Annotated in this window: 33 protein-coding genes; 30 read left to right on the top strand and 3 right to left on the bottom strand. The window is 51.3% G+C overall.

Translation table 11 applies throughout. From position 1 onward, the window contains the following. The first annotated feature begins 55 nt into the window (after positions 1-55). From M1D70_RS26560 to M1D70_RS26535, 6 genes are all read left to right on the top strand, one after another. The gene (locus M1D70_RS26560) at positions 56-979 is read left to right on the top strand and encodes an ATP-binding cassette domain-containing protein (protein WP_433941388.1); all 924 of its coding nucleotides are present in this window, start codon (positions 56-58) and stop codon (positions 977-979) included. Further along, entirely contained in the window at positions 972-1712 is a 741-nt protein-coding gene (locus M1D70_RS26555) for an ABC transporter permease (RefSeq protein WP_456288408.1), read from the top strand. Before M1D70_RS26560 ends, M1D70_RS26555 begins: the two co-directional genes overlap by 8 nt. 405 nt (positions 1713-2117) lie before the next feature. After that, positions 2118-2708, top strand: coding sequence for a YkoP family protein (locus M1D70_RS26550; protein WP_009594563.1), 591 nt, complete (start codon positions 2118-2120; stop codon positions 2706-2708). Continuing rightward, positions 2705-3454 (top strand): polysaccharide deacetylase family protein, encoded by a 750-nt coding sequence (locus M1D70_RS26545; RefSeq protein WP_009594593.1) that lies wholly within the window; start codon positions 2705-2707, stop codon positions 3452-3454. Before M1D70_RS26550 ends, M1D70_RS26545 begins: the two co-directional genes overlap by 4 nt. Before the next feature lie 771 nt (positions 3455-4225). Further along, on the top strand, positions 4226-4822 hold the full coding sequence (locus M1D70_RS26540) for a LysE family translocator (protein ID WP_009594608.1): 597 nt from the start codon (positions 4226-4228) through the stop codon (positions 4820-4822). Between the two features lie 6 nt (positions 4823-4828). Continuing rightward, positions 4829-5608, top strand: a complete 780-nt coding sequence (locus tag M1D70_RS26535) for a helix-turn-helix domain-containing protein (RefSeq protein ID WP_456288407.1) — start codon at positions 4829-4831, stop codon at positions 5606-5608. 196 nt (positions 5609-5804) lie between these two features. On the opposite strand, the gene M1D70_RS26530 is transcribed toward M1D70_RS26535, so the two are convergent. Continuing rightward, positions 5805-5978 carry a hypothetical protein gene (locus M1D70_RS26530; RefSeq protein ID WP_456290505.1) on the bottom strand — a complete coding sequence of 58 codons (174 nt, stop codon included), beginning with the start codon at positions 5976-5978 and terminating at the stop codon, positions 5805-5807. Positions 5979-6335: 357 nt separating this feature from the next. Between M1D70_RS26530 and M1D70_RS26525 the strand changes: the two genes are divergently transcribed. After that, complete coding sequence (locus M1D70_RS26525; RefSeq protein WP_456288406.1) at positions 6336-7091, top strand: hypothetical protein; 756 nt, start codon at positions 6336-6338, stop codon at positions 7089-7091. Positions 7092-7255: 164 nt separating this feature from the next. On the opposite strand, the gene M1D70_RS26520 is transcribed toward M1D70_RS26525, so the two are convergent. Together M1D70_RS26520 and M1D70_RS26515 are read right to left on the bottom strand one after the other, a co-directional pair. Further along, entirely contained in the window at positions 7256-7681 is a 426-nt protein-coding gene (locus M1D70_RS26520; RefSeq protein ID WP_456288405.1) for an ImmA/IrrE family metallo-endopeptidase, read from the bottom strand. 71 nt (positions 7682-7752) lie between these two features. Further along, complete coding sequence (locus M1D70_RS26515) at positions 7753-8172, bottom strand: helix-turn-helix domain-containing protein (protein ID WP_009594555.1); 420 nt, start codon at positions 8170-8172, stop codon at positions 7753-7755. A gap of 295 nt (positions 8173-8467) precedes the next feature. On the opposite strand from M1D70_RS26515, the gene M1D70_RS26510 reads away from it, so the two are divergent. From M1D70_RS26510 to M1D70_RS26400, 23 genes are all read left to right on the top strand, one after another. After that, positions 8468-8944 carry an ArpU family phage packaging/lysis transcriptional regulator gene (locus M1D70_RS26510; protein ID WP_456288404.1) on the top strand — a complete coding sequence of 159 codons (477 nt, stop codon included), beginning with the start codon at positions 8468-8470 and terminating at the stop codon, positions 8942-8944. A 461-nt stretch (positions 8945-9405) separates the two neighbouring features. Beyond that, a complete protein-coding gene (locus M1D70_RS26505) occupies positions 9406-10245 on the top strand; it encodes a hypothetical protein (protein ID WP_456288403.1) in 840 nt (279 codons plus the stop codon). Between the two features lie 10 nt (positions 10246-10255). Next, entirely contained in the window at positions 10256-10465 is a 210-nt protein-coding gene (locus tag M1D70_RS26500) for a hypothetical protein (RefSeq protein WP_009594564.1), read from the top strand. Positions 10466-10467: 2 nt separating this feature from the next. Next, positions 10468-11934, top strand: coding sequence for a phage tail sheath family protein (locus M1D70_RS26495; RefSeq protein WP_456288402.1), 1467 nt, complete (start codon positions 10468-10470; stop codon positions 11932-11934). 108 nt (positions 11935-12042) lie between these two features. Beyond that, positions 12043-12450, top strand: coding sequence for a phage tail tube protein (locus tag M1D70_RS26490; protein ID WP_009594594.1), 408 nt, complete (start codon positions 12043-12045; stop codon positions 12448-12450). 130 nt (positions 12451-12580) lie between these two features. Next, complete coding sequence (locus M1D70_RS26485; protein ID WP_009594601.1) at positions 12581-13015, top strand: phage tail assembly chaperone; 435 nt, start codon at positions 12581-12583, stop codon at positions 13013-13015. A gap of 14 nt (positions 13016-13029) precedes the next feature. After that, the gene (locus tag M1D70_RS26480) at positions 13030-13173 is read left to right on the top strand and encodes a hypothetical protein (RefSeq protein ID WP_456290523.1); all 144 of its coding nucleotides are present in this window, start codon (positions 13030-13032) and stop codon (positions 13171-13173) included. A 17-nt stretch (positions 13174-13190) separates the two neighbouring features. Then, positions 13191-14936, top strand: a complete 1746-nt coding sequence (locus M1D70_RS26475) for a hypothetical protein (RefSeq protein WP_456288401.1) — start codon at positions 13191-13193, stop codon at positions 14934-14936. A 66-nt stretch (positions 14937-15002) separates the two neighbouring features. Continuing rightward, the gene (locus M1D70_RS26470) at positions 15003-15647 is read left to right on the top strand and encodes a LysM peptidoglycan-binding domain-containing protein (protein WP_456288400.1); all 645 of its coding nucleotides are present in this window, start codon (positions 15003-15005) and stop codon (positions 15645-15647) included. Further along, positions 15644-16621: an XkdQ/YqbQ family protein gene (locus M1D70_RS26465; RefSeq protein WP_456288399.1), complete on the top strand. Its 978-nt coding sequence runs from the start codon at positions 15644-15646 to the stop codon at positions 16619-16621. The genes M1D70_RS26470 and M1D70_RS26465 overlap by 4 nt, the downstream gene beginning before the upstream one ends. Further along, entirely contained in the window at positions 16614-17003 is a 390-nt protein-coding gene (locus M1D70_RS26460) for a hypothetical protein (protein ID WP_456288398.1), read from the top strand. The genes M1D70_RS26465 and M1D70_RS26460 overlap by 8 nt, the downstream gene beginning before the upstream one ends. Beyond that, positions 16996-17454 (top strand): DUF2634 domain-containing protein, encoded by a 459-nt coding sequence (locus M1D70_RS26455; protein ID WP_456288397.1) that lies wholly within the window; start codon positions 16996-16998, stop codon positions 17452-17454. The genes M1D70_RS26460 and M1D70_RS26455 overlap by 8 nt, the downstream gene beginning before the upstream one ends. After that, positions 17454-18608, top strand: coding sequence for a baseplate J/gp47 family protein (locus M1D70_RS26450; RefSeq protein ID WP_009594581.1), 1155 nt, complete (start codon positions 17454-17456; stop codon positions 18606-18608). The genes M1D70_RS26455 and M1D70_RS26450 overlap by 1 nt, the downstream gene beginning before the upstream one ends. A gap of 7 nt (positions 18609-18615) precedes the next feature. Continuing rightward, positions 18616-19167, top strand: coding sequence for a YmfQ family protein (locus M1D70_RS26445; protein ID WP_456288396.1), 552 nt, complete (start codon positions 18616-18618; stop codon positions 19165-19167). Between the two features lies 1 nt (position 19168). Then, complete coding sequence (locus M1D70_RS26440; RefSeq protein ID WP_456288395.1) at positions 19169-20251, top strand: pyocin knob domain-containing protein; 1083 nt, start codon at positions 19169-19171, stop codon at positions 20249-20251. Between the two features lie 17 nt (positions 20252-20268). Beyond that, positions 20269-20718: a hypothetical protein gene (locus tag M1D70_RS26435; protein ID WP_456288394.1), complete on the top strand. Its 450-nt coding sequence runs from the start codon at positions 20269-20271 to the stop codon at positions 20716-20718. Beyond that, the gene (locus M1D70_RS26430; RefSeq protein ID WP_176502530.1) at positions 20718-20843 is read left to right on the top strand and encodes an XkdX family protein; all 126 of its coding nucleotides are present in this window, start codon (positions 20718-20720) and stop codon (positions 20841-20843) included. The genes M1D70_RS26435 and M1D70_RS26430 overlap by 1 nt, the downstream gene beginning before the upstream one ends. Positions 20844-21168: 325 nt before the next feature. Continuing rightward, positions 21169-21579, top strand: a complete 411-nt coding sequence (locus M1D70_RS26425) for a phage tail terminator family protein (RefSeq protein WP_456288393.1) — start codon at positions 21169-21171, stop codon at positions 21577-21579. Further along, positions 21576-21749: a hypothetical protein gene (locus M1D70_RS26420; RefSeq protein ID WP_456288392.1), complete on the top strand. Its 174-nt coding sequence runs from the start codon at positions 21576-21578 to the stop codon at positions 21747-21749. Before M1D70_RS26425 ends, M1D70_RS26420 begins: the two co-directional genes overlap by 4 nt. Then, the gene (locus M1D70_RS26415) at positions 21750-23069 is read left to right on the top strand and encodes a phage tail sheath family protein (RefSeq protein WP_456288391.1); all 1320 of its coding nucleotides are present in this window, start codon (positions 21750-21752) and stop codon (positions 23067-23069) included. 1 nt (position 23070) lies between these two features. After that, positions 23071-23529 carry a phage tail tube protein gene (locus M1D70_RS26410; protein WP_009594586.1) on the top strand — a complete coding sequence of 153 codons (459 nt, stop codon included), beginning with the start codon at positions 23071-23073 and terminating at the stop codon, positions 23527-23529. 29 nt (positions 23530-23558) lie between these two features. Then, positions 23559-23981, top strand: a complete 423-nt coding sequence (locus M1D70_RS26405; protein WP_433941369.1) for a phage tail assembly chaperone — start codon at positions 23559-23561, stop codon at positions 23979-23981. A 194-nt stretch (positions 23982-24175) separates the two neighbouring features. Beyond that, a complete protein-coding gene (locus M1D70_RS26400) occupies positions 24176-26158 on the top strand; it encodes a hypothetical protein (protein ID WP_456288389.1) in 1983 nt (660 codons plus the stop codon). Position 26159: the final 1 nt, after the last annotated feature.

The raw sequence follows: 26159 nt of genomic DNA, 5'->3' as shown, positions 1-26159 counted from the left end.
TGAAAATGTTGGCGGTTATACTATGATCAAGAGATAAGTGAGAGGGGCAAATATAATGAGTTATGTCATCAGTACCCGCCATGTCAGCAAAACCTATAAAGGCAAAGATGTTGTCTCTGACGTCAGTATGAATATCAAGCAGGGGCAGATTTACGGACTGCTCGGTCCAAACGGAGCCGGTAAAACAACGCTAATGAAAATGATGCTGAATCTGGTCAAACCAACCAGCGGTGAAATTGAAATATTCGGAGAGAAGCTTACGCCTTCATCGGTTGAAATGTTTAAACGCATTGGCAGCATCATCGAGTATCCGATTTTTTACGATAAAATGACGGCGATTGAAAATCTGGAGATGCATGCGGAATATATGGGTTATTATAACAAACATGCAATTAACGAGGCACTTGAGATGGTTAATCTAACTTCCATCCAAGGCAAATCGGTATCCGAATTTTCGCTTGGCATGAAGCAGCGCCTGGGCATGGCCCGCGCCATTATAACCAAACCCGAGCTGCTCATTCTGGATGAACCAATCAATGGACTTGATCCGGTCGGGATTAAGGATTTTAGAAGTTTGCTGAGCATGTTGAGCAAGGAGTACCGGATGACGCTGCTGGTCTCCAGCCATTTGCTGGGTGAGATCGAACAAGTTGCAGATACGATCGGCATTCTTCAGGGCGGTAAATTTATCCGTGAAGTGTCTATGGATGAGATGCGCAGCGAAAACACAGATTATATCGAAATTGTGACCCCACAATGCAAACAAGCTTTATTTGTACTGGAAGATCAGTTGAAAGTCAGCAATTTCAAAATCGTCGGTGATTCAGCCATACGCATTTACGAGTCCAAATTTACGCAGCAGGAATTGACCAAGGCGCTGGTACTGAATGATGTGGCGATTGAATCGATAAACCATAAGCATACTTCGCTTGAGGAGTATTTTATGCATCAGATTAGCGGAGGTGAGCAGTATGCTTAAGCTGATCCGTATGGAGATGAAAAAGCAGAAGTTAGCCTGGTTTTACAGAGGGGCGGTTATTGCAACGATCCTATGCGCCGGTTTCATGTGTCTTATAGCCTACACGGAGGGGGGCGGAGATCCTGCATTCGGGAGTCTCGCCGATATAGCCTACACGGAGAGGGGCGGAGGTCCTGCATTCGCGAGTTTCGTCGATGCGTTATCGATAGCGGGGCTACTTTGCCGTGCGATATTTATCGTGTTTGCTTCAGTCTTGCTAAGCAGATTTATTATTGAGGAATACAAAAATAAAACGATCAGCTTATTGTTTACGTACCCGGTCGAGCGTAAAAAACTGATCATGGCGAAAATGCTGCTGGCTCTGGCTCTTACGTTTGGAGCGATGCTCATCTCGACTTTTATAATCTGTATATCCATTCTGGCTCTGAACAGCCATTTTCAGTTTATTCCGGGAAAACCGGAGGCCGGCGTACTACTGCATACGGGGATCCAATTGTTGATCCAAACATTGTCAGCAGCGTGCCTCAGCCTCATTCCTTTATTCTTCGGGATGCGAAAAAAATCCGTACCGACAACGATCGTATCCTCGATCATTATCGTGGTCTTAGTCAGCAACAACACCCAGGGCCTTTCGCTTAGCACAAATATTACGATACCGTTGATCTTGGGAGTTATCGGTCTCCTGATTGCTTATCTCTCGTTCCGTAACGTAGATAAGACGGACGTAGCTTAACTAAAAAAGCACTCTTCTTAACGGCAGCTTCGCCTGAAAGAAGGGTGCTTTTTTACGGAGATACCTACATCAATTTGGTGTTCATCTCAGGGGAATTCGGCCTGGCTTAGCTCCGGCAATTTTGCAGTGCATATCCATCTCGGATAAAAAAGCGATCAGGCTGGGCATGATGCCTTTGTTGGTGCGCGTATTTTCCGCCAGACTTCAGTACATATCCCCAGTATTAAGACTTAAGAAAACATTAAGAAACAAGAAAGGGAAAAGATAGAATCATTTTTTAAAATAATGGCATGGGTTTCTGGTTTTCCGCGATCTAACTAAACAAATGCCTTCCTGCAGGGAATAAAGGCGAGGTCTAACTGCAGAAGACCGATTCAAAAATGAAAAGGAAAGATGTGACCGATAATGAACATGTTAGCTACCATTACGAAGGCAAGCGCTCAGTCGGTATGGATGGCTTGGGAAGCGGTTTTTGATCAAATCACGAAACTGCGCAGCGCCGGACTAAAAAGATACGGGATTTGCAAGCTGGTCATCCGCCGGCATCATGGAAAAAACCTGAAGTGCCAGGACGGAGAGTGGATTTATTCGGGAGATTGGGTCGGTGAACTCCATTTGGACAACCGGCAGGTATTGGAGCTTTCCAAAGAGCTGGGGGCTGACCGGGCCGCACTTTTGACCGCAAGAATGCTGCGGAGATCGATCACGCAAATTAGCGAGGCGATGGAGACGGAACCGGAGCTTGCGCAGGTCAAAGCTTTGACTGGAATAACGCTGTTGCACCGCGGTATTATTCACGGGCTCGGTTTTGAGCTGCATCCGCTGGAATCCAAGGGGTTTCGACTGTTCTCTACTTATTATTTGCGGCTTTTACTCAAGGTGCTGCATCCGGTGGGCCGGGAACGCACAAAGAAAAATGCTCCCAAGCTTGTGCCCAAAATGCTGATGCTGACCAGAAAATCATTGCTTTTGCGTTATTCTAAGGAAACGGCATGAGTATGGTGATGCTGAATCTGCTGCTGATGTTTGTCTTTATCTATATGATCATTCCATATGTTATCACACGGATCTGGGGATTTGGAGTAACCCTGCGCGGTCGGCGTGGCCGGCAGATCGCTTTTACCTTTGATGATGGCCCAGACCCGCTGCATACTCCTAAACTGCTGGATCTTCTCAAGAAAAAAAGGATCAAGGTGACCTTTTTTGTACTGGGCAGCAAAGCGGAGCGATACCCGGAGCTTATGAAACGCATCCACATGGAAGGGCATCAAATCGGGATTCACAACTATTCCCATCTTCCCAATTGGCTAATGAGTCCGCGCCATATCCGGAATAAGCATGTCCACCGGTCTGCCGATATCATCGAACGAATCACGGGCGAGCGCCCGGCATTTTACCGTCCTCCATGGGGGATTTTGAATTTAGGCGATTTATTTGCTTTGCGAAAATACCGGATCGTGCTGTGGTCGATCATGGGGTGGGATTGGGGCAAGGGGAGCAAGAACAAACCGCTCAAAGAACGGATCTTGGATCAGCTTGAGCCTGGCTCGATTATTTTGCTGCATGACAGCGGAGATACTTGGGGGGCGGAGCCTGATGCCCCAAGCAGAATGATCGCAAGCCTTGAGGAAGTGATTGACACGGTCCATATCCAAGGGTATGAATGCGTCCGCGCCGATGAACTGCTGCATAAGCCGCATGATTCGCGCAGCGACCTTTCAAAAGGCTTCCGGGTTGGATGATGCGTGTAATATTAACAAAGAATGATCATTCAATTGTTTTCCGGTCCCATGATCGACCGTGTTCCGCTGCGGGGGCTGCTGGTATATACCCAGCTCTCTTTAGGCCCTGCTGCTGCTCATTGTGCCTGTGGCGCATTATTTCGGCTTTTTGACGGTCGGTTTAGTGCTTGCCATTACGCCGATACTAATGACGCTGAACATGTGGTTTTATCCGGCTCAAATGTCGGGGCTTCCCAAAATCCTTGATAAGAAGCTGCTTACGCAAGGAAACTCCTTGTTCTCCATTGCTATCAAGCATCGAAGTGGCCTGCAATGCGTTTTCCGGCGCTTTGATTATTGTACTCGGCGCTGTTTCGCTCTATTTATGGAACTCGTTGGGATTTTTCATCGGAGATCTTTTGTTTACCCAACTGAGAATCAAAATACCAATCAGTAATCCTTATAACAACGTTATTTCAATATTGGATGACGAGACGAATCGATCGAAAACACGCCGGGATCATTTGATATATCGGATATGAAAGAAAGACAGTTTTCTCGATTCTGCTGATCATCGCAGGGGTCGTGCTGCTCAATTTATCCGGGAGCGCGCATGCGCAGGAGCAACCGAAGACGCACCAGTCCGGTCATTGAGGGGCGGTGTCATGAAATGATTTTCGCTCAAGGGCCGTACTCATTACGGCTCTTGTTCTGCTGCAATAATGTACTATGCCCCGCTTCGCGTCCGGCTCTATAATGACAAAGGAAATTCCTTTGTTAGGAGCTATCATCATGAACCTGTCTTCGTTTTTTATTTATTGTTTTATCGTGGCCTTCTCGCCGGGACCGTCCAATATCGTCATTCTGTCTTCGGTTCAGAACTCCGGCATGAAGAAGACCTTGCGCTACATCGCCGGTGCCTCCATCGCTTTTTTCTTATTAATCGCCGCTTCGGTCGTATTAGGCCAGCTGCTGTCCTCCGGCATGCCGATCATTCTGCCGATCATGCGGGTAGCCGGCTGCCTGTTCATGCTGTATCTTGCGTATCAAGTGTATAATATGGACGTATCCAAGTCCGGCGTTAACCAAACGGCTTCTTTTACGTCTGGATTTCTGATGCAGTTTCTCAATCCGAAGGTGGTAATGTTCACGCTGACGGTCATTCCCAGCTACGTGATGCCGCATTATACGGCAGGCCCCGTCATTTCGGCGTTCGTTGTGGCGGTTTCGTTAATCGGGCTGTCCGCGTATATGACCTGGGCCGTGTGCGGTAGCCTTTTTCAAGGAATTATGCAAAAATATCGGAGGACGACCAACACGATCCTGGCTTTGTTTCTGCTGTATTCGGCCATCGTCGTATCCGGCATACCGGAGCTCATAAAGGGGTGAAGGAAGATGGAGCAGTTTATTTATAAAAAAGCGGTGGGCATCACCGCATTATCCGCGAGCCTGACGGATTTCAAATACAAGAAGCATTACCACGAAGAGTATGCCCTCGGCGTTACGCTGCGCGGCATACAGAAGTACTCCCTTGACGGCAGCCAGCAGGCTTCTTACCAAAGCGGGGTCATGCTGTTCCATCCGGAGCAGAATCATGACGGCTGGTCCCAGGAACGAACGGGCATCGACTATGTGATGATCTATATTCACCCGGAGCTCTTTCTGGAATTGACTCAGAAAAAGGATATCGTGCGGTTCCAATCTCCGATCGTATATCATGCCGGACTGCGGCAGAGCATTCTCAATGTGACGAGGTCGATCTTCACGGGTCAGCCGGAGGCTAAGAGCAGCGAGCTGCTGCTGGGCCTGGCGGCGCATTTTAACGAGGATATTCTGAACCCGGACAGCCGGAAGGACAGCGTATTTACGCGGAAGGCGAAAGACATGATGCACGATCATCTGGAGCATGTCCTCCGTTTGGACGAATTGAGCGGGGAGTTCGGGATGTCGAAGTATCAGTTCATCCGTACCTTCAAAGCGAATACGGGGCTGTCGCCCTACCAGTATTATTTGAACTGCAAAGTGGAGCGTGCCAAGCATCTGATCGAGGACAGCCGGGATGTATATCAAGCCGTGACCCAATGCGGCTTCACGGATCTTGCCCATTTGAACCGGCATTTCAAGAACGTGTACGGCACGACGGCGTTTGATTATATGTCCCATCTGGATAAGTAGAGGCGGCAGGAGACGATCATGCGCGCGATTTTTCAAGCCAGGCTTGGCATTTGTGAATAAACTCCGTTATAATGTGTATAGAATGTAAAAGGGACCGTGCGCGAACACGATCCCGGCGTACAACGTACCGCTATAAGAGCGGCCTTACTATAGGAAATCCGATCAGAAATAGACCGTGATCCTGACCAAGGGCGGTCTATTTCTTTTTAAGATTATAGAATTTATAAGTTTTCAGCGAAGCTGAACTCATTCGATAATCGCAAGAAAAACGTCCTCTAAACGCGGTCTGTCTTCTGTGAATGTACGTCGATAGACGGTTTTTCTTATGGAACGAAAGTATTAACACCACCAGCGTCGCGAACGAGATCATTAGCGTCAATGTTTGGTATACTTCCATGGCATCACCTCCCATCCTGGGGAGATTAGCCGACCGCCCTTATTAGCCGATATATTATACTTCCCAAATTATAGCATACAAGCCCTGCGTTCAGGGGCTTTTTATGGTCGGATCGAGAGAGGTTTTGAAGCTTCTGTTAGCTGTGATCATGCTTCCACCGCGACATTATTGCGGTTTTACGCGTGCCGAACCGACCTTTGGTCTTATCGAAGGGAAAGGTAAACCGTTCGTTGAAACTGTGAGCAGGGAGCCGGAACCGGATTTTGAGATATGGCCAAGGGATGTTAATCTGTATGAGGAATCATTGGAAACTACTCAGGCTTTAGCCGGATGGAAGGAATCGTTCGAATGGAATATATCTATGAATCAGCCCAGCGCAGCTACGAGGATTTCGCCAGCGGCCGGGTGCTGTATAATGCGCAGGGAACGACGTCGTTTCCCGTCAGGCTGGCTAGCGAGATTGCCCAGCGGTGCTTTCATATATTAGAGGAAAAAGGCGTACAAGGGCCATATACCTTATACGATCCCTGCTGCGGCGGGGCGTATCTGTTGACGGTGGTGGGCCTTCTGCACGGGCGGCGCATTCGCCGCATGATCGGCTCGGACATTAACGCGGAGGTGCTCGGCATCGCCGGGAAGAACCTGTCGCTGCTCCGTGAAGAGGGGCTGGAACAACGCACTGAACAGCTGAAAGAGCTGCTCGCGCTCTATCATAAGCCATCCCACCAGGATGCGCTGGAAAGCGCTGACCGACTGAGGGAGCTGATAAGAATGTCCCGTTTGGAAGAAGCGGTTTGTTTTCAAGCCGACATCACCGAGCCCCAACCGGAGGAAAGCCTGGCCCCCTGCAAGGGGACCCAGATCGTCATGACCGATCTCCCTTACGGGGACATGGTTAGCTGGAGCGGCGGAAGCCAGGCGCCGGTGGAGGATTTTTTTAACGGCATACATGCAATCCTGGACCCTGCCCGTTCGGTGGTTGCCGTCATTTCCGACAAAGGCCAGAAATTAAAGCATGACCGGTTTAAAAGAATTCAGCATCTGAAGATTGGCAAGCGGCAGGTTGCCATCTTTGAACCGTTATGAGCGCAGTTAAACGGACCGAAGTCTCTCTGCCTTCCTCACGGATAATTTCTTATCTAATGGAAGCATTGGCTTCCCCAGCAGCCCGCTTTTGGCGACAAGCCAAAGGCGGGTTCTTTTTTGCCCATCGATGGTCGAATGAACGCTATTAAGGAACGTATGTTCGTCTAAAATCTAAAAAAATATAGCATTTCTTGCGGAATGCCGGCTCTCAGGTAGAATTCGTGCAGGGACTCTCCCGCTCCGGGCACGAGACCTGCGGTCAACAGGGCAATGGCAAAGCGGTTTGCTTGCCGCTCCAGTTTGCCCGGGCTGAAATAGGAATGCTCCTCCAGAAAAAAACGGCTGATTCCCTTATGAAGACGGTCATGCCCCAGCTCATGCGCGCATACGAAGCGCTGCCACGGCGGCGGCAGCTGATTGTGGATGACGATGAATCTCCGTCTTAGTTTACGGAAATACAGTCCTTTGGTCGTCTGGCCTAAATCCGCGAACCGAATATGTATGCCCAAGGAAGCCGCTATTTCAAAGGGGCAGTTGGTGTGATGTTTTTTGATCAGCTGACGGATTAAAGGTTGTAAATGATCATCCATGGCAGTTCACCTGCAATATTGGTTTTGGTTGAATCGTAAGAATCGTTATGTATCTCCTTATGCATGTGGATTTATTTCTTGCGTTTGTTCATCTGCTTGGCTTCCCAGAACAGTCCGGTCAAGACGTCCTTGATGCGCTGCTTGTCCTCCCCGCTCAGAGGGACCCCGTCAAACATGAGCTCGCCGTCATCCTCGAGCATTTTCTTGAAATCCCGTTTATCCCTGGAGGTTGCCCAAGCGGGAGCCGGTATCTCTTCGTGCTTGGCGGCATCCTGCTGCAGATAACCTGCTTTGTTCATCAGCTCTTCATAGGGAACCTCGAGCGCCTCCGCCATTTTGCGCAGCGTTTGCGGCTTGGGTATGCCCCGCAGCCCATTCTCGATCCGCGAGATCTGCGATCCGCTGATGTCGGCGGCCTGGGCCAGCTGATTGATGCTCCAGCCTTTGTTCTCCCTCATCTCTTTCAAGTACGATCCAAATATGCGTTCCACGTTCCGGCCACTCCTCACCATAGTCCATCTGAAACATCTACTTATAGTATAAACGCACCCCCATCCTTTGCCAACAGGTAAAATAAAAGAGAGCATCATTGCCAAAAGGCAAGAAAACGAGAGGGATGTCCCATATACCTCTATTTAGTTCGTGCATTTGAAGGTTTACGCCGGTCTCCAAATAGTGGTATATTAATGAAAAATACGAACAACATACGAACATAGAATGAAGACCGACTTCTGCCAAATGGCAAAATGTAGCTTGACCATGACAATCAAAGGGGAGTGTTTCCGAATGAATCCATTGTTACCGGAATTGGATCGCAGAAAGACCCAAAGCGCCGTTGAAGCGATATTCGAAAAATATCGCATCTATAAAACCATTACATTCGAAGTCAGGGAGATGAGCTTGACCGCATCCTACACGGAACGGTTCCACGGGCCGACCAACGTCACCTCGGACCAGACGGCAGCGGTTGCCATATATAATGTAGATATGCCGGCGGCCAGGAAGCAGTATTGCGAAACGATCGAATCGATCGTGGAACGGCTTGGCGAGCGGGAGCAGATCCTGATTCGGGAACGGTACATGAAGCAGGACGACGTATTCGATTACAAAGTGTACAACCATATCCTTGAGCCGCCGGTCAGCAAGGACACATACACGAAGATCCGCACCCGGGCTTTTTATAAATTGGCCTTGGCCTTGGCGGACAGAGGACTGCTGAAGCTGCAGGAATTGGAGAAAGCCGCCAAGAGCAAAATGAGCTAACAAACGCGAGCATGGATCATCACATCGAGCAAAACCGGAGGACCTCATAATGGAGGTCCTCCGGTTTTTTATTCCTAATATAGAAGGCAGCATTTCACGGGAAAAGCAAGTTAAGACTGGGAAATCAACTATAAATACGAACATAGGTTCGTACTATTTTCCGCCGACATTCCGCTTAAAGTTCAGCATGAACCGTCCCATAAGGCGTCAGCGCATCCGATTTAGGGGTGTAAGATTGTATTATCGGAAATGAAGCAAAACAGAGCGTACCGAACACACACACAGTCGATGTGAGCCGGCCTTGAGAAGGACCGGTTTTTTGCTGCGGTTGATGCCTGGGGCGTCTCATTTCCGATTCTTTATACGAAAAGAAAGGAGGGGGTCATATTGCACAAGCATGTGATCGTTCTGAGCAGCTGGCTGTCCTATGGCCGACCGGAGAGCGTCCGGCAAACCGCGGAATGAGAGGGGCGGTCAAACAGGCCGTTGCATTCCTCATTCCGGAGCTTGACGGCCATGTATATGACGTGCATCCGCCGGACGGGGTAAGCGAACCGCTATATGCCGTGATCACGCTCGGCGAGGACGTCTGGAAATCCTCATGGGCCGGGTACCGGCAGGTGGTGCGATTGAAGCTGCATGGGGATCGTTCCGATCTGCCGCAATTGGATCGATGGGCGGATTTACTCATTCAGGGACTTCATCGCAAGCGGGTTTCCGGAGCGGAGGGCAATGCATTCAAGCTTCATTATTTGGGTGTTCCGGAGGCCGACAAGCTTGATCCTGTTTCAGGCAACCTGATCCGGGTCTTGCGATTCGGGATCTATATGCCGCAGGCATCCGGGACAGGCTCCGTCGGACAGCCGGATGAATGGCTGAATACGCTGACAGCCTGGACAGGTGATATGCTGGGTGGTCCTTGGCGCATCTACCATACGGCATGGCCTGCGGGGCGGGAGGATCACGCCGTATTATGGCGGATGACCGGCTGCGAGACCCGAATGGCGGGAGCTTCGATGTTCGAGGTCCGCAAAACCTTTATCGGTCATATCGCCTCCCTGGATTCCGCGGACGAGCAGCTCACGGCTGCAAGGCTGGTGGAGGAGCTAGGCACCCAGGTCCAGCTGGTTCTGGACTTACAGGAACGCCGTTATTTATCCGTTGCGGAAATTTCCTCCGATATGCAGGCCGATCCCATTCTGGACGGTCAGCTGAAGCTGACCCTGGCCCAGCGGAAGAACCGTTCGCCGGAGGAAGCCGCCTTGATCAGGCGCGTTAACATTCATCCTATCTTAAAGTGAGGTGGCCAGTATGGCTGTGAAAAAAACACTCAAATCCGAAGCTAGCGGGAGCAGCGCTTCCCGATATGCCTTGGCAGAACTTGAAGCACACGCCCATGAACTGTTCCAGGTTCGGGCGGAAGTGCTCGCAGGTGCCATGTATGGGGCAGACGGAGAGCAGTTCACGGTAACCGAGGTCAAAGAAAGAATCCAACAATTCATGAAAGCGAAGGTGGTCTAATCATGGCAGGTGGAACATGGGAAAGCACGAATAAACCGGTACTGCCGGGTTTGTATATGAATTTCAAGGCTGCAGCCGCGTCGGCTGTTCAGGGCGGCAGTCGCGGTACGGTCGTCGTGCCGGTCAAAGCCAATTGGGGACCGGTGCGGGAGTTCGTGGAAATCGGGAGCGAGTTCGCGATTTCCGAGCTGTATTCCGCAGATAGCCAGGATGGCGCTACCGCTTACGAGACGCTTTATCTGGCCTTGCTCGGCGGTCCGAAAAAGCTGCTGGCTTATCGTTTGGCGGACAACACGGCGGCAGCGGCTAGCGTGACGCTTCAAAACGCGGAAGCTGCGCCTTCGGACGTGCTGAAGCTTCAGGCCAAATACCCGGGCAGCCGCGGCAACGGCTTCTCCGTAACGGTGCAGCCGTCGCTGATCGACCCGGCCGCACGCGAGCTTCGCCTCTATGAAGGCGCCAAGCTGCTTGGCACCTATTCCAGCCCGGACGGATCCGCCGCGTCGATGGCGGCGCAGATCAACGAAGATGCCGAGAACCTCTGGGTGACGGCAATTGCACTGGAAACGTCCGGCGTTCCCGCTGACGTGAACGGAGCCGCGCTGTCCGGAGGCACGAGCGGCAACGGCGGCATGACGAATGCAGATTATATCGAGATGTTGGATGCAGTCGAAGGCCAGGAATTTAACGTACTCGCCTTGGATTACGCTGCGGATATGGCTCTGCTGCAGAGCTTTGCGGCCTGGGTAAAGCGTCTCCGTCAAGAAGGACGCGGCGTGATGGCCGTATTCGGCGGAAGCGCGGCGGACGACATCTCCAAGGATGCAGCCAAACTGGCTGCAGACCGGTCCCTTGCATTGAACCATGAAGGGATCATCAATGTGGGTACGGGCGTGCGTCTGTCCGGCGTGAACTACAGTTCCGCGCAGACGGCTGCTTACGTGGCCGGGCTTATTGCCGGTCAACGCTTGAACCAATCCGCTACATACGCGGTAACGCCGTTCGAGGATGTGACCCGCCGCTGGACTCGCTCCGAGCAGGAGCAGGCCGTACGCAACGGCGTGTTCGTCCTGTTCTACGACGGTCGTCAGGTCAAGGCGCTGCGCGGCATCAACACGCTGGTGAATCCGGCGGAAGGCCAAAACAATGCCTGGAAAAAAATCCGTTCCATCCGCGTGATGGATGCGATCCATGCGGATTTGCAGCTGGCCGCGGAACAGACCTACATCGGCAAGGTGAACAACACCGAGGAAGGCCGACTCGCGCTGATCGGCGCCGTGAAGGAATACCTCGCTTCGTTGTCGTTGAGCAATGTCATCGAGCCGGATGGTTATGACGTCATTCTCGATCCGGCCTACTATGGCGACTCCGCCGTGAACACGCCGGAACCGGACCAGGTCTTCCTGCAATGGAACGTGAAGCTGACCGACGTGATGGAGCAGCTGTTCGGCACGTTTTACGTGCAATAACGAGAACGTCGATCAGCTTATTTAAGATGAGAACCGGACTGTCTTCTGTGGATGCATGTCCATAAACGTTTTTCTTATAAACTTATCGAAATCGAGGAGGAACTTAACATGTTGGATGCTTCAAGAGTCATTATGGGGACATACGGCCAGGCATATATTGACGGGGTCTGGCAGACGCACATTAATAAGCTGGAAGCCAGCGTGGAATTGGAGAAGCGCGAGCTGAAGCTGGTCGGCAACGACTGGACGGTGCACAAAAACGGCAGCAAAAAAGGAACCGGCACGATGAGCGGGTACAAGGTCACTTCCGATATGATCTCCCGCGGCTTCACCAAATTCGATATCATCTCCAAGCTGGACGATCCCGAATCCTACGGCCATGAGCGCGTTCGCCTGATCCGCTGCATGCCGGACAAAATCCAGCTGGCCAATTGGACGGCCGGCGAGGAAGTGCAGGAGGAAACCTCGTTTACCTTTGAGGGGTACGAGCTGTTGGATCCGATTCAGGGGGATTAAGGCTGTATGCCTTAAGCACGGTTTGAGAGCGGTCAATAAGCGGGGCTTCGCCCGGCATGGCGTGTCTGGTTCGGGCGAACGTCCCCGCTAAGTTTAGGGCTACTATTTTATGAGTAAAGGAGATATACGCATGAGCTTGCACGAGAACATGAGCGAAGAGCAAATTTTGGACAGTCTGTTTGAAGCGGCAGAGAAGCTGCCTGAGGAAACGGTGCGCATTAAGCGGCTGGATATGCAGATGGTGCTGCAGGGCTTGACTTCAAGCAAGGTGGACAGCATCCGCGAGCGCTGCACGGTTCGCCGTACGGTGAAGGGTGCGGTGGATGAGAAGGTGGATACCGAAACCTTTAATGCGCTGCTCATCTCCGAAGCGACGAGCAGTTTGTCGGTGAAGGGCTTGACGCTGAGCGGCTGGGGCGATCCGCGGATTACGAGCCGCTTGAAGCTGTCGGGCGGTGAGCAGGCGGTCCGCCGCATGCTGCTGGCCGGAGAACTGGACGCCGTAGGCGATAAAGTGCTGGAGCTGTCCGGCTTCGGGGTTGAGATTGCTGACCTAAAAAACTGATCGGCTCCGGGGGAATGACGACGATGCTGTATCATCTGTGGGTCCGGCATCACCTTCGTCCCGGAGATTTTTGGCGGCTCCCGCGAGGCGAGCGCCTGCTGCTGCTTGCTTTCTCCCAGGAGGAGATCGAGGGCATGGCCGATCAGAGTGTGAAGTGAACAGGAGGTGAAACGAAATGGCTGAAGCCATGAACTACCGCATGAATCTGGTCATCGATCCGAAAAACGTGATCAAAGCCAACCGCGAGCTGCGGGCGATGGAACGTTATTTTGAGCGGATCCAGGGACGCGTCCTGCGAATCGGGCGTACCCGAATGGTGCCAGAAATCGTGCTGAAGGACAGCGCCTCGAAAGGGCTGGACAACCTGCTGGCCAAAATGCAGCGGGTGAAGTCGCAAGTCATCCAAGCCTCGGCGAATGTGAAGCTGAACGTGCAGAAGCAGGTTGAGTCGAGTGTTAAAGTGGATTTGAAGGCAACAGGGATTGATTTCTCACCGATGATTGATGCGTTGAAGGCGAATACGGATGCGGTAAATCAGCTTACAAGTACGCTTGAGTCGCAAAAGTCAGGGGACGGGAACGGTAAAAAATCTTTTTGGGATAAGGCGATAGTTGCGCTAGGAATCGTCTCTTTGGCTGGCTCCACGCTTCGAAACGGGGGGCTAATGAAGGATAAATCAAAAAAGATGTTTGATTCTTGGGGTAAAGATAAATCTGCAACAAACACGCGTCCTGTGGTCGACAAAAACAGAAGGGTTGGTCCTAGAAATAGAGGGCGCTCGGCCAATCAAAGCACGGTTGCTGCTCCTAAGACAGAACAAGCGGGTAAGCCTCAAACAAAGTGGGGCAAGGCTTTTAGCAGAGCTGAAAAAACGGGAGACGTTATTGAATCCGCTGGCAACCTAGGGAAAGGGGCATTGGATCTAATCAAGAAAGCCTCAGATTTCGCTAAGGGGATGTTCGGTGGCGGTGGTGCCAGCGGTATCGTTTCCGGAGGTGTAAGGGGTGCTGCCAAGACAAGTGTAGGTTCCAATGCAGCTAAACAAGCTGCGAAAGGCGGCACACAAGCGAGCGTGGTAAAGAGTGTTGGCAAAAGCACCCTAGACTCCGGCTTGATGAAGGGTATTGGCAAACGCGCCCTTGGCCCGTTGAGTTATATAGCTGATGCGGCCGCAATCGCTTCCGCTGCACCAGGGAAAGAGCGTAACCAAGCGATCGGCTCTGCTATCGGTGGCGGTATCGGCAGCACAATCGGCGGTTTCGTTGGCTCTGTGGTTCCGGGCGCAGGCACATTCGTTGGCTCCATGCTTGGCGGGACCGTCGGAAGTTTTGTTGGCGAGAAGGTGGGCGGCGCCATTACGGGTATCAGCGATTCGCTCAAAGAAAGCAAGGAGAAGGTCACCAAGTGGTTCTCCAAGACGTTTTCTTTCGGGAAAAAAGACAAGGAAGCCGTGCAGTCGAAGGATGCTCCAAAGATATCACCTTCCAGCTCAACGGCGGTTGCTGTTCAAGGACCGATAATTTCAAATGCTGCTCCCGCAAATGTAAGTGCGCCACTGCTTCCTAATCAAGCATCGAAACAGACATACGGCCCGTATGTGCCGCCTACTCATGCTACAAGCATGAGTACTTTGGGTCCACCTGCGAGTGCAGCGCAAAACCAAGCTTTTGCAGGGAAGCCGACGTCCCCGCAATCCGTTCAGATCAGCCCGGAGCAGATGAGCACGATATCCGGCTTGCTGATGGATTTCAAAACAGAGACAACCGTGAATTACAATCTACCTTCAGGCGCGGTACAGGTAACGGTGCATGAGGAGCACCCGATCGATGTAGAAGGATTGATTCTTCTGATCGGGCAGCGGCTAAGAGCCGAATTCAGCAAAGCAGCCCAGAACCGGAAGCCGACTCCGATGGCCTATTGAAGATGATGGTTAACGGCAAGTATGAAGCGGGTCCGAAGGCATCCATACAGAAAGGAGGGGCCCAAGGTGGAGTTTATTTTGAAGAACGGCAAAGGCATGACTTTCCGATTCCCGGTTAATCCGGAAGAGGTAACCATTTCAAGGCAAAAGGGACTGGAAACGGCCACGATTCTCAACTATGGGGAGTTTGATTTTCCACAAGGCCATCGGATTAAGGAGATATCGTTCTCTTCCTTTTTCCCACAAGAGTATGATGCAGCTTTTTGTAAAGGCCATGAGAGAGATCATATCAAACCGCAAACCGCGATGAATAAACTCAACGAGTTTCTGGCATATAAAACACCGCTGCAATTTGTCATTACCCAGACGGCGGTGAACGTACCGGTGTACGTCGCCTCCCATCAGTCCACGTTCCGGGGCGGGGAGGTTGGGGACGTATATTTTGACATCACGCTCCGGACATGGAGCGACATGAAGGTGGCCAAAACGGCAGGCAGCAGCGGGGCAGCAGGAACCAATAAAAAGCCCCGGGTCGACATGAAGGACAAGAACAAGACGTATATCGTGAAGGCGGGAGACTCCCTTTCCAAAATCGCCAAGCTGGAGCTCGGGGACAGCTCGAAATGGAACCAGATCTACAAGCTGAACCAGAAGAAAATCGGCAAAGACCCGAGCGCCATCGAGCCCGGGCAGAAGCTGGTGCTGTCATGAGTTACAAGGTGATTTTGCAGGATCAATACGATCTGTCTCCCTTGGTGGAAGCTATCAACCTGCGGGATTCGCTTGAACAAGTCGCATACCAGGGAACCGTCAATCTGGTTGTCACGCCGGATATGCCGCCGATTTCGCCGGGAATGGCGATCCGGATCAGCGGAATTCCATACGGTAAAAAAGATTATGTCCCCCTGCTGCACCCGGCTGTCGTGTGGGAAGTGGAAACCTCCAATAATGGGGTGAAGCGGATGACCCTCACACTGTACGATCGGACGGTATACCTCGACAAGTCGGAGGATGAATATCTGTTCCCGGCGAAGCAGACCGCCACCCAGCGGTTCAAAAAGTATGCGGCGGACTGGAACCTGAAAATTGCCGTTTTGCCGGATACCGAGAAGCAGCTGGGGCGTTCCGTTTACCGGACGCAGTCGATTTATGCCAGCATGTTCGCTGATTTGCGGGAGACGGCCAAAGCCGGCGGCAAGCTGTATCATCCGCGGATGATCTCTTCAGGGCTTGAGCTGTACGAGTTGGGAACGAACAAAGAAGTCTACATCCTGGAGGCTATCACGGATACCACGCAATCGCGGACGTTGGAGGGCGCGGCGACCAAGGTCAATGTGCTGGCGACAGCCGCCAGCGAGACCGGGCAAGAGGTTCCTTCCAAGGTAATGGCCATCGAGGAGAAGGATATCGCCAAATACGGCCAACTCCAAGCGATCATTCAGGATGATGAAGTGAAGTCGCCTGCGGCTGCCCGCCAGCTGGCACGGAGCAAACTGAGAGGGATCCGGGAGACCATCTCCCTGAATGCACCCGATATCAATACGATCCGTGCAGGTGATGCGGTCATGCTGGGCTCGATGAAGCTGCTCGTGATTTCCGTCAGCCGTGAGCTGGGAAGCCCGGGGAGCATGATGCTGGAGCTGGGGAGTTATGACGATGTAAAAAGGAGGTTTTACCTTGAATAAAGACCCCTATGGACAATTGGCGTCCTCCTTATATGCCTCTTTGAACAAGCAATCCCGTCAAGCCATGGGCGGCGTAGGGGCCGTGCTCGGCACGATAACCTCGACGGGACTTAAGCTGGATGATTTTAAGCATGAGCTGCAGGATTATATGGTGGCGGAGCTGCCAGGAATGCTGTCCTTGCCCCGTTATACGGCTGCTGGTACCGCCACTTTGGGAGGACAGCAGCAGGAAATGACATTTGATGTGGAAGAAAATGAAGTCGAAGATACCCTTTTTGAGCTAGGAAAAGGCTTGAAACCGGGGGACCGCGTTCTGGCCGTTCGGGTCAACAGCGGCAATGACGTGGTGGTTGTATGCAAGGTGGTGAGCAGCGGTGGCTAATTTGTTTCCCGAGAACGAGGACATGGTTTGGACAAATGCCACGGATCCGGAGGTACTGGAGGTTGAAGGAGCTGTTTTTGGACGGAGCTGGCGGTATGATTTTGAAGCCGGCGAGTTCGTGATGACTCCCACCCGGAAGATTCCGGTTGCGGACGACAAGGAAGCCTGGGTCATCTGGTGCGAAAAAGCGATCCGTACGCCGCGTTATCGCCATTTGATCTATACGCGCGATTACGGCAGCGAGCTGGAGGAGCTGGTCGGCAAAGGCTACGACCGATCTCTGCAAGAGAGCGAAATTCAGCGCATGGTAAACGAGACGCTGCTGGCGGACGCGCGGACGGAGAGCGTGGATCAGTTTCTTTTTGAATGGGAAGGAGAAGCCTGCCGTTTCAGCTGCCGCATTACGAGCGTACGGGATGAGACGGAAATCATAGAAAGCGTGGTGATCTGATGGCAGATTTGCCGTTGTATTTGTTGGATCAGACGGAAGAGAACATTATGAACCGCATGCTGAACAAAGTGCCTTCGGACATTGACAAGTCGGAGGGCTCTTTTATTTGGGATGCGCAGGCGCCGGTTGCCTTTATGCTGTCTGAGGCTGCCTTGTGGGCGCAGGAGCTGCTGCGTCGGGGCTTTGCGAGCACCGTGGCAAGCGATCATCCCGATATCCGGTCTGCCGAACTCGATCTGAGGACGGCAGAGCATGGGATTACCCGGAGGGAAGCGGTCGCTTCGTCCGGCAGCGTTGTGTTTACGGGGAAGCCGGGGACGATCGTTCCTGCCGGAACCTACGTAGCTACGCCAGCCGATGAGGGCTCCGGTGAATCCTCCGTGGAGTATGTGACTACGTCAGGGGTGACGCTGAGTGATTTGGGTACCGGCACGGCGCCAATCCGCGCGGTTACGCCGGGCAGCAGCGGGAATGTTCCTGCAGGCGTCATTCAGCTTATGATGACGTCGGTCAGCGGGATAACATCGGTTACGAACCCGGAACCGACGCGGAGCGGGACGGATACCGAAAGCGACCAGTCGCTTCTGGAGCGTTTTTACGCCAAAGTCCGCAGCCAGGGAACGAGCGGCAACAAAGCACAGTATATGCAGTGGGCCAATGAGATTGCCGGCGTTGGCGGTGTGGAAGTGGCGCCGTTGTGGAAAGGGCCCGGCACCGTTGGGCTATATCTCATAGATACGGACAAGCGTGCGGCAAGCCAGGATATCGTGGACGCCGTTCAGCAGTACATTGACCCGTCCCAGGATGGACAGGGCGAAGGCGTTGCCCCGGCCGGTCCGGTAATCACGGTGATGCCTGCGGCGGAAGTGGCGATTGATATCTCCGTCAAAGTGCAGCGAACGCAGGAGCAGCCTTCGACGATGGACGAAATTCGGAAGCTGATCGAGGACGGCGTTCGGGCGTATTTACAGCAGATTGCTTTTAATAGGAAAGATCCGTTGGTAAGATACACTCGTATTGCCGCCGTACTGCTGGATATCCCGATTATCGTCGACTACTCGGATTTGACGATTAACGGCCATACCGAGCAGCAAAACATCGAAATAGGCTCCGGTCAGGTAGCGGTGCTGGGGACGGTGAGCGTAAGTGAATAATGCCCGAATGAACAGCTTGCGCGGTCGCGAGCTGTTTTCTTATCTTCCGGCTTATTACGAGACCTCCCGCGTCATGCAATCCGATATGGATGCCAAGGGCAGCGAGCTGGACGCACTTTACCAAGCGCTGAACTCAGCCGCAGACCAGTTTTTCGTCCGTACAGCAACCTGGGGCTTGGAGCGCTGGGAGATGGAGCTTGGCATTCCCACCGACCAAAACAAGCCGATCGAGCAGCGGCGGGCGGTGCTGGGGTCCAAGCTGCGCGGAGCGGGAACCTTCTCCGGTGCGCTCGTGAAAAACGTGGCGGAGGCTTACGATGGCGGCACGGTCGAGGTGTCTTTTCAGCCCGAGGAATGGGGCTTTACGGTTAAGTTCGTGGATACGTTCGGCATCCCGCCGAATCTGGAGGATTTGAAGTCAGCGATCGAGGAGATCAAGCCGGCGCATCTGGCGGTGGCGTATGCATTCAACTACTTGCTGATACGCGATATTCATGACGTAATGACTTTGGGCGAGCTGGGGCAGACGCCGTTAAACAAATTTGCAGGAGGTGTTTGAGTTGTCCAGTAACACACCGAATTTAGGATTGTTGAAGAAAGACCCGATGGTGGATGGCAATGAAACCTTTAACATCGAGACGATGCTGAACGAGAATTGGGATAAGGTTGATGAGGCTGTGGGACAGGTCCGGGAGGAACTTGGAAATATCGATGTGGATATTCCGGAAGCTTCGTTGACAGAGAAGGGGATTGTGCAGCTATCCAGCGCCACGAATGGTACGCGGGAGAATGTGGCGGCTACGGAGAAGGCGGTGAAGGCGGCTTATGATCGGGGAAGTGAAGGCGTAACAGCAGCAGATGCGGCACAAGTAAAGGCAAGTGCAGCAGAAACAAATGCAAAAAACTATGTGGATGCAAAGCAGTGGCAGAAAAATAGGGTCACAAATGACAATGGCGTAACTCTTAACATTAGTAATCAGAATTTAAACTCCATCGTATCTACTGGATTTTATGCTGGAGAAAACATAGTAAATGCTCCTACAACTGCTGTTGGGGCTTGGTGGTATATCGAAGTGATTGCAATGAGCGGGTCGCATATTAAACAAATAGCTATGGATTTATTTAATAATTCCTATCAGCAAAGAACCAACAATGGCTCAGGCTGGAGTGCATGGTCACCGGAGCTTTTTACCTATGTCGCTAACGGGAAACAGGCGATCGCTACCGCCATTAGCGGCAAGGGAGTAACAGCATCAGGTAGCGACGAGTTTGCGGTATTAGCGAATAAAATATCTCAGATTAAGACGGACGTTAAAATTGCTACAGCCAGTCTTAATACTGCCGCTGGAACGATTGCGAACTTACCCCTAAAACCCATGATGATTATGTGTAGAGTAAATCCAAGGGCCTGGTCTTCCAGTGGAGGATCAGCATATTTTGGGGCGGGATATATAGGAGCTTATTTAAATTCTTCTTTGCAAGTTGTTAAATTAGCTCCTGTACAAGGGGGGCGTTACAACGACACCACGAGTTCAGTGCATCTAACCGATGTAACGTTCGGCGAAAATTCGGTTTATGTGAACTTAACTTACTACACTGAAGCCGGAAATTACACTCTCGACTGCACGATTTTTGGAACTTAAACGAGGAGGTACTGCAAATGAAAACCATTGAACCCCTCGGTAGGCGCTTCTTTTGGGTGAAGTCTACTGGGAATATCGTGGCACATCGTAACGAAATGCCCGCAGGCATAGAATCTACGAAAGAGGAAGATTTCGAAGTCTATATAGAATTAAAACCGTACGATCCGGATGCTATCGAGATGACGACACTCGAACATGGGCAATACTCGGAAGATTTCAAAAGAGCAAAGGACTGGCGATTTAATCCGCAAACCGGCGATATCGAATTTTCCTATAACGACCCAAACGCATCGGAAGAGCCACCAGTGTATCGTAGACCTTTGACAGAAGAGATCGAGGAATTGAACCTGACCTTCAGAAATATCGTTTTGGAGAGCACCAACGACAAGACAATCATTGCCTCCTTGGAGGATATGGTGGGGAATCTGTTGCTTGAGGTGGCGATCTTGAAAGGAGGTGCACAATAGTGTGGTATTCGGTCATCAAGCGATTCTATGATAACGGACATCCAGCTTACACAATAGAAGCCTTGAAGATGTTTGTAGTGGCGAGGATGATCACATCGGAAGAATACGAACAAATTATGGAGTAGAGGGGAAGATCAATCGTTTAAAGGGGAAGTGGCAAAGGAAGCGACAGGGTAAGCATTGCCTCAAACGGTTGTATCCCAATCAAAGAGGCGTTGATAATAACTGAGGACCTTCACAAGGACGAAAGATATGATGCATGCACATCAAGCACGTTGAGGAATCCAAGGAGTAAGCGCATAGGGTGTAATTTGTTTAAAGAACTGAGGATTGAAATCTCCTGCTCTTCTATAATGTAATGGCGTCGAATTACTTCAATAAAAATTGCTCGACTGTAGCTTATATCACTGAAAGGACTCGCTCATGACTACCCAACAAATATACAATCCATTGGTAACTAAACTTACAAGCTCCTTCCCCGACATCCCCTTCATCTCCAAAGAGGATGCCGAGCCACTACCCCCAACCCCATACTTCCAAACCGAGCTAACCCTAGCCGAGTTCGAGCCGATATCGACAAATCGATATGCGGCTCGTTTTCGTTTCAAGATCTATTATGTTCCGGTAACTGGGAAGCCAGTGGCTACGATCATGGACGAGATGCTGGAAAGCTTAACATCTCTTGATGTCGAAGGCCGGCCTTGCCGCGCCTCATCAGTGGCGTGGGAGCGGCCAACGGGGAATGATGGGACATCGGGAGAAGGATATTTTCGCGCAGAGTACGTCATTCAGCTGACGACCGATCAGGTCGAAACGGAAAGCAAGATGCAAACATTGAAACAGGGAGGCGGATTGAAATGAGTAAAAAAGAAGCAGCACCGGCGTTCAACAAACACCAGCTGGCCCAATCCAATCAATTCAGTAATCGCGAGAAGGATGTGCTGATCGCCATTCTCGAAGAGGGCAAAACGTACACCATTCAGCAAGCGAAAGAGCAACTCACCACATTTTTGAAAAAGGAGGTCATCTAAATGGCCGGAGGAACATGGACAACACCCAACAAAGTAAGACCAGGCGTTTATACCCAAATCTCATCGCAGGAGCAGCCGATCGGGCGCGTAGGTGAAAGGGGGATTTCCGCACTGGGCTTGTCCCTTCCATGGGGAGAGCCGCAAAAGATTCTGACGATCAAACCAGGTACCAATCTGGTTGAGGTGCTGGGTTATGATATCACGGCACAACAGGTGCTTATGGTAAAAGAAACCCTCAAGCGTGCAGGTACACTCTTGTTGTACCGCTTGAATAGCGGCGTACAGGCGGCCGGTTCTGTGGCCGGACTGAAAGCAACCGCTCTTTACGGCGGAGAGCGCGGGAATGACATCCAGATCGTTGTTGAGAACGCGGTGGATGATCCCGGCAAGTTTGTGGTCAGCACGCTGCTGAGCGGCAAAGCTGTGGACAAGCAGCTTGTAGCTAGTGCAGCCGAACTGCAGCCGAACCTGTACGTAACCTTTGCACCGGATACCGGCGATTTGGCGGCAACGGCAGGATTCGCTCTGACTGGCGGCGCCAACGGCACCGTGACGAACCAAGAGCATGTGGACTTTCTTGCCGCGCTTGAGGTCCAAGACTTCCAGACCGTTGGCCTGTTGTCTGCAGACCCAACGCTCAAGTCCTTGTATACCGCTTTCGTCAAGCGGCTTCGCGAACAGGAAGGCAAGAAGGTTCAAGCTGTAATGTCCGACTATCCAACTGCGGATTATGAAGGAATCATCTCCGTGAAAAATGGCGTTGTTCTCACCGACGGCACCATATTAGACAAGGTGAAGGCGGTGGCTTGGGTCACAGGAGCCACGGCTGCGGCAACGGTCAACGAATCCTTGACGTATGCGGCTTACGATGAAGCAGTGGATACCGATGTTCGTCTTAGCCACACGGAGATTGAAGAAGCGCTGACGAAGGGCGAGTTCCTGTTCAGCTACAGCGGCGGCAAGGCCGTGGTCGAGCAGGATATTAACAGTTTTACATCGATTGAGCCGGCCAAAGCGCGCCATTTTTCCAAAAACCGTGTGGTCCGCGTCCTGGATGGCATTGCGAATGATCTGAAGCTGATTTTCGAGAAATCCTATATCGGGAAGGTAGACAACAATGTGGATGGCCGGACGCTGTTTTGGGCGGAATGCGCGGCGTATTTTGCGTCTTTGCAGAACATCGGGGCTATCCAAAATTTCGATGCGAACGAAGATATTGTGGTGATGCCGGGCACGGAAGGCGATGTGCTGTTTGTGGACATCAAGGTACAGCCGGTGGATGCGATTGAAAAAGTATACATGAAAGTGAAGGTGGTCTAAGATGGCATTTTTGCGGGCAAGCGACACGATTTCGGGGCAAGAGGGCAAGGCATTCGTCAAGATTGGCGACCGTATGGAGGAAATGTTCTACATTAAAACACTGGAAGCTACGGTGGAGAAGGAAAAAGCCGAGCTGAAAACGATGGGCCAACGCGCTGTGCAGCACAAAGCCATTGGCTGGAAGGGCAGCGGCACGATGACCATTTATTACGTGACCACGCTGTTCCGCGAGCTGATGATGGAATACATTCAGACCGGCAAAGACGCCTACTTCATGATCGAAGTGCGCAACGAGGATCCGGGCTCGTCGACGGGACGTCAGACGGTGATTTTGGAAGGGGTCAACCTGGACAGCGTCATTATGGCATCTCTCGACACGGAAGCGGAGGCACTGGAGGAAGAAGTAGCCTTCACGTTTGAGAATGTGCGGATTGAGACGCCGTTCAACCCATTGGCTTAATACTTATTCATATATGAGGAGGAAGGAATATGAGCGATTTTAGTATGTTTTTTGCTGGCCAGTCGTCTGCGGAGATCACGGAGGAATTCGTGGTCTCTGTTCGTTTTAAGAACGCAGAAGGGAGCCCCGTTCCTTGGAAGCTGCGCAGCATCACGGAGGAGGAGAACCAGGAGTGCCGCAAAGCGGCTACGCGTAAGGTCAAGGGTAAGAATGGCGTCTTCACGCCGGAAATCGAGCCGAACGACTATATGGCGAAGCTGATGGTATCGAGCGTCATTTACCCGGATTTGAAAAACAGCGAGCTGCAAAAATCCTACGGCGTGCTCGGTGCAGAGTCCCTGCTCCGCAAAATGCTGCTGCCCGGCGAGTTTGCCGCGCTTGGCGAGCGGGTCCAAGCCCTGAACGGTTTTGACCGCGATATGAACGATCTGGTGGATGATGTAAAAAACTAATCAAAGAGGGCGACGGAGACGCGAACTATGCGTACTACGCCCTCCACGAATTGCACATCCTTCCTCACCAGCTCATGGCGATGTCGGTCCGGGAACGGGCCGCCATCTATGCCATGATCTCGATGCGGGTGGAGAAGGAGAAGCTGGAGCGAGTCCGGAAGCGGAGATAGGTTGTAGAAGAAGGGGGTGAAGGAATGGCGAGTGTAAAGGATGCGCTGTCGTACTTTAACAACATGGCCAATGATGTGTTGGTTGGTCAATGGCTGCAGTTTGAAAAGGGATACGAACAGGTTGTCAAACAGATTACTAAGGCTAAGGAAGAGCAAGAAAAATTAACGCGTTCAACGGCAAAATCTGTCTCGTATAAAGAAAAAATGCTTCAGATGACCGAAAAAGTCGTGGATGGAATCGAACAAATGAATCAAAAAATGGGAGAAGGCGAGAAGAAAGCGAGCGCCCTTAGCAAAGCTTTAAAATTTGCCAAATCGGCATATAAAGCGGGAGGAATTGTCGTCAAGGCGACTATTGCTCCTGCTGCTCAGGAACAGAAGCTAGAAGATCTATTTAAAGTAAAATCAGGCAATGCAGAAGTGGGAACTGCGATGTTTCAGACTTTTAAGAATAATGCGCTGAAGACGGGCTCGGATGTTAATCAATCTCTAGAAAACGCACTGACCTTTATGTCGGCAACCAAAAATTCGGATCAACTCACGCAGCTTACTGGCTTTGCCGATCGAATGAGCATGATGTCGTCAGGAAACAAGAGTTCTAAAGATGCAACAGAGGCAATTATGAGTGCAATGCGCGGAGATGCTAGTTCTTTAGCGAAAAATTTTAATATTCCTGATGCCCAAATCAAAAGCTTCAATGCGGAAATTACCTCATCTAAGGGCAATTTTACTGCGTTTCTCTCATCCATGGATAAGCTGCTTCAAAAATCCGGCATGACGCAAGAAGCATTAGGCTCAATGATGGATTCTCCCGTTAACAAGTGGCAGAAGCTGCTGGGACTAGTGGATAACTCGTTTGTTCAGATTGGAACTGGAGCTTTGGCAGCCATTATGCCGTTAATGGAAATGATAAGTGCCGCATTTGAATCAGGAGCATTTCAGCCGTTCATTGATGCTTTAACCATTGGGTTATCTGTATTGGTCCAAGTGTTTATGTGGATTGCAGAACTGGTGCCACCGGCATGGGAATTTATTAAAGGTGCGATTTCTGGCGTAGGAATGGCAATCTGGAACGTTATCAGCATATTTATGGGGTTACTGCCCATCATTACGTTTGCAGCTGTATTACTAGGAATCCTCAATATTGGGCTAATAACCAGTAGAATCGTTGCTTTAGGTTATGGAGCCGCTCAACTAGCTGCAGCTATGAAAACGAATCTCTTAACGGCAGCAACCAGCATCCAAGCCGGAGCAATGAGGATTCTTAATATGATTATTAATGCGAATCCACTTATGTATTTAATTGCTTTAATTATCGCCGTGATTTCAGCATTCGGTGTTTGGAGTGTAGTCACACAAGGACTGAAAAAGGTTTTTAGTAACGTGTTCGGCTTCATTGTCGATCTGGCGCAAAACACGGTCAACACGGTCATTTCCGTCATTAACGGGATCATTAAAGGTGTGAACGCGGTAGCGGGCTTTTTCGGTAAAGTTCTAGGCGTAGATACCAAGCAAATCGCCGAGATTGAGTATAAAGCAGACTTTACGAATTTTAAGGATACGGGACAGAAAGCGATAGAAGATTTTTCGATGGATACCTTCAAGGGTAAATTCATGCCTGATAAGAACTTGGGCAAGAACAACGAGGATCTTTTAAAACAATACAACAACGGCAAAACCGGATACGATGTTACCGTTCCGAAAACCACCCCAACCCCGTCCATGCCCGCCATGCCAACGGCTCCAATCCCGGTAGCCCCTGCGGGCGGCAGCATCGATTCCATTGGTAAAGTGGATAACTCGGTGGACGTGGCAAGCGAGGATCTAAAGGTGATGCGCGATTTGGCGGAAGTGAATGCGATCAGCAATATGATCACCCTGACGCCGACTGTGCAGATGACGACGGGAGATATTAACTCGGGGGCCGATCTCGATACGATCATGTCGAGAATTAACCGAACGCTGGAGGAGCAGTTTGTGTCCAGTGCCGAGGGGGTGTATTTGTAGC

The sequence above is a fragment of the Paenibacillus sp. AK002 genome (genome assembly GCF_053903045.1).
The sequence above is the reverse complement of the archived record's forward strand: the minus strand, read 5'-3'. Positions and strand labels throughout refer to the sequence as shown.

Bases quoted from the DNA above. Each gene is read 5' to 3' on its own strand.
- M1D70_RS26410 (WP_009594586.1), top strand. From the start codon at position 23,071: ATGGCATTTTTGCGGGCAAGCGACACGATTTCGGGGCAAGAGGGCAAG.
- M1D70_RS26520 (WP_456288405.1), bottom strand. From the start codon at position 7,681: ATGGATGATCATTTACAACCTTTAATCCGTCAGCTGATCAAAAAACAT.
- M1D70_RS26550 (WP_009594563.1), top strand. From the start codon at position 2,118: ATGAACATGTTAGCTACCATTACGAAGGCAAGCGCTCAGTCGGTATGG.
- M1D70_RS26475 (WP_456288401.1), top strand. From the start codon at position 13,191: ATGGCTGAAGCCATGAACTACCGCATGAATCTGGTCATCGATCCGAAA.
- M1D70_RS26505 (WP_456288403.1), top strand. From the start codon at position 9,406: ATGAGAGGGGCGGTCAAACAGGCCGTTGCATTCCTCATTCCGGAGCTT.
- M1D70_RS26405 (WP_433941369.1), top strand. From the start codon at position 23,559: ATGAGCGATTTTAGTATGTTTTTTGCTGGCCAGTCGTCTGCGGAGATC.
- M1D70_RS26525 (WP_456288406.1), top strand. From the start codon at position 6,336: ATGGAAGGAATCGTTCGAATGGAATATATCTATGAATCAGCCCAGCGC.
- M1D70_RS26535 (WP_456288407.1), top strand. From the start codon at position 4,829: ATGGAGCAGTTTATTTATAAAAAAGCGGTGGGCATCACCGCATTATCC.
- M1D70_RS26530 (WP_456290505.1), bottom strand. From the start codon at position 5,978: ATGATCTCGTTCGCGACGCTGGTGGTGTTAATACTTTCGTTCCATAAG.
- M1D70_RS26495 (WP_456288402.1), top strand. From the start codon at position 10,468: ATGGCAGGTGGAACATGGGAAAGCACGAATAAACCGGTACTGCCGGGT.
- M1D70_RS26445 (WP_456288396.1), top strand. From the start codon at position 18,616: ATGAACAGCTTGCGCGGTCGCGAGCTGTTTTCTTATCTTCCGGCTTAT.
- M1D70_RS26500 (WP_009594564.1), top strand. From the start codon at position 10,256: ATGGCTGTGAAAAAAACACTCAAATCCGAAGCTAGCGGGAGCAGCGCT.
- M1D70_RS26415 (WP_456288391.1), top strand. From the start codon at position 21,750: ATGGCCGGAGGAACATGGACAACACCCAACAAAGTAAGACCAGGCGTT.
- M1D70_RS26480 (WP_456290523.1), top strand. From the start codon at position 13,030: ATGACGACGATGCTGTATCATCTGTGGGTCCGGCATCACCTTCGTCCC.
- M1D70_RS26490 (WP_009594594.1), top strand. From the start codon at position 12,043: ATGTTGGATGCTTCAAGAGTCATTATGGGGACATACGGCCAGGCATAT.
- M1D70_RS26420 (WP_456288392.1), top strand. From the start codon at position 21,576: ATGAGTAAAAAAGAAGCAGCACCGGCGTTCAACAAACACCAGCTGGCC.
- M1D70_RS26435 (WP_456288394.1), top strand. From the start codon at position 20,269: ATGAAAACCATTGAACCCCTCGGTAGGCGCTTCTTTTGGGTGAAGTCT.
- M1D70_RS26545 (WP_009594593.1), top strand. From the start codon at position 2,705: ATGAGTATGGTGATGCTGAATCTGCTGCTGATGTTTGTCTTTATCTAT.
- M1D70_RS26450 (WP_009594581.1), top strand. From the start codon at position 17,454: ATGGCAGATTTGCCGTTGTATTTGTTGGATCAGACGGAAGAGAACATT.
- M1D70_RS26400 (WP_456288389.1), top strand. From the start codon at position 24,176: ATGGCGAGTGTAAAGGATGCGCTGTCGTACTTTAACAACATGGCCAAT.
- M1D70_RS26560 (WP_433941388.1), top strand. From the start codon at position 56: ATGAGTTATGTCATCAGTACCCGCCATGTCAGCAAAACCTATAAAGGC.
- M1D70_RS26465 (WP_456288399.1), top strand. From the start codon at position 15,644: ATGAGTTACAAGGTGATTTTGCAGGATCAATACGATCTGTCTCCCTTG.
- M1D70_RS26540 (WP_009594608.1), top strand. From the start codon at position 4,226: ATGAACCTGTCTTCGTTTTTTATTTATTGTTTTATCGTGGCCTTCTCG.
- M1D70_RS26510 (WP_456288404.1), top strand. From the start codon at position 8,468: ATGAATCCATTGTTACCGGAATTGGATCGCAGAAAGACCCAAAGCGCC.
- M1D70_RS26555 (WP_456288408.1), top strand. From the start codon at position 972: ATGCTTAAGCTGATCCGTATGGAGATGAAAAAGCAGAAGTTAGCCTGG.
- M1D70_RS26485 (WP_009594601.1), top strand. From the start codon at position 12,581: ATGAGCTTGCACGAGAACATGAGCGAAGAGCAAATTTTGGACAGTCTG.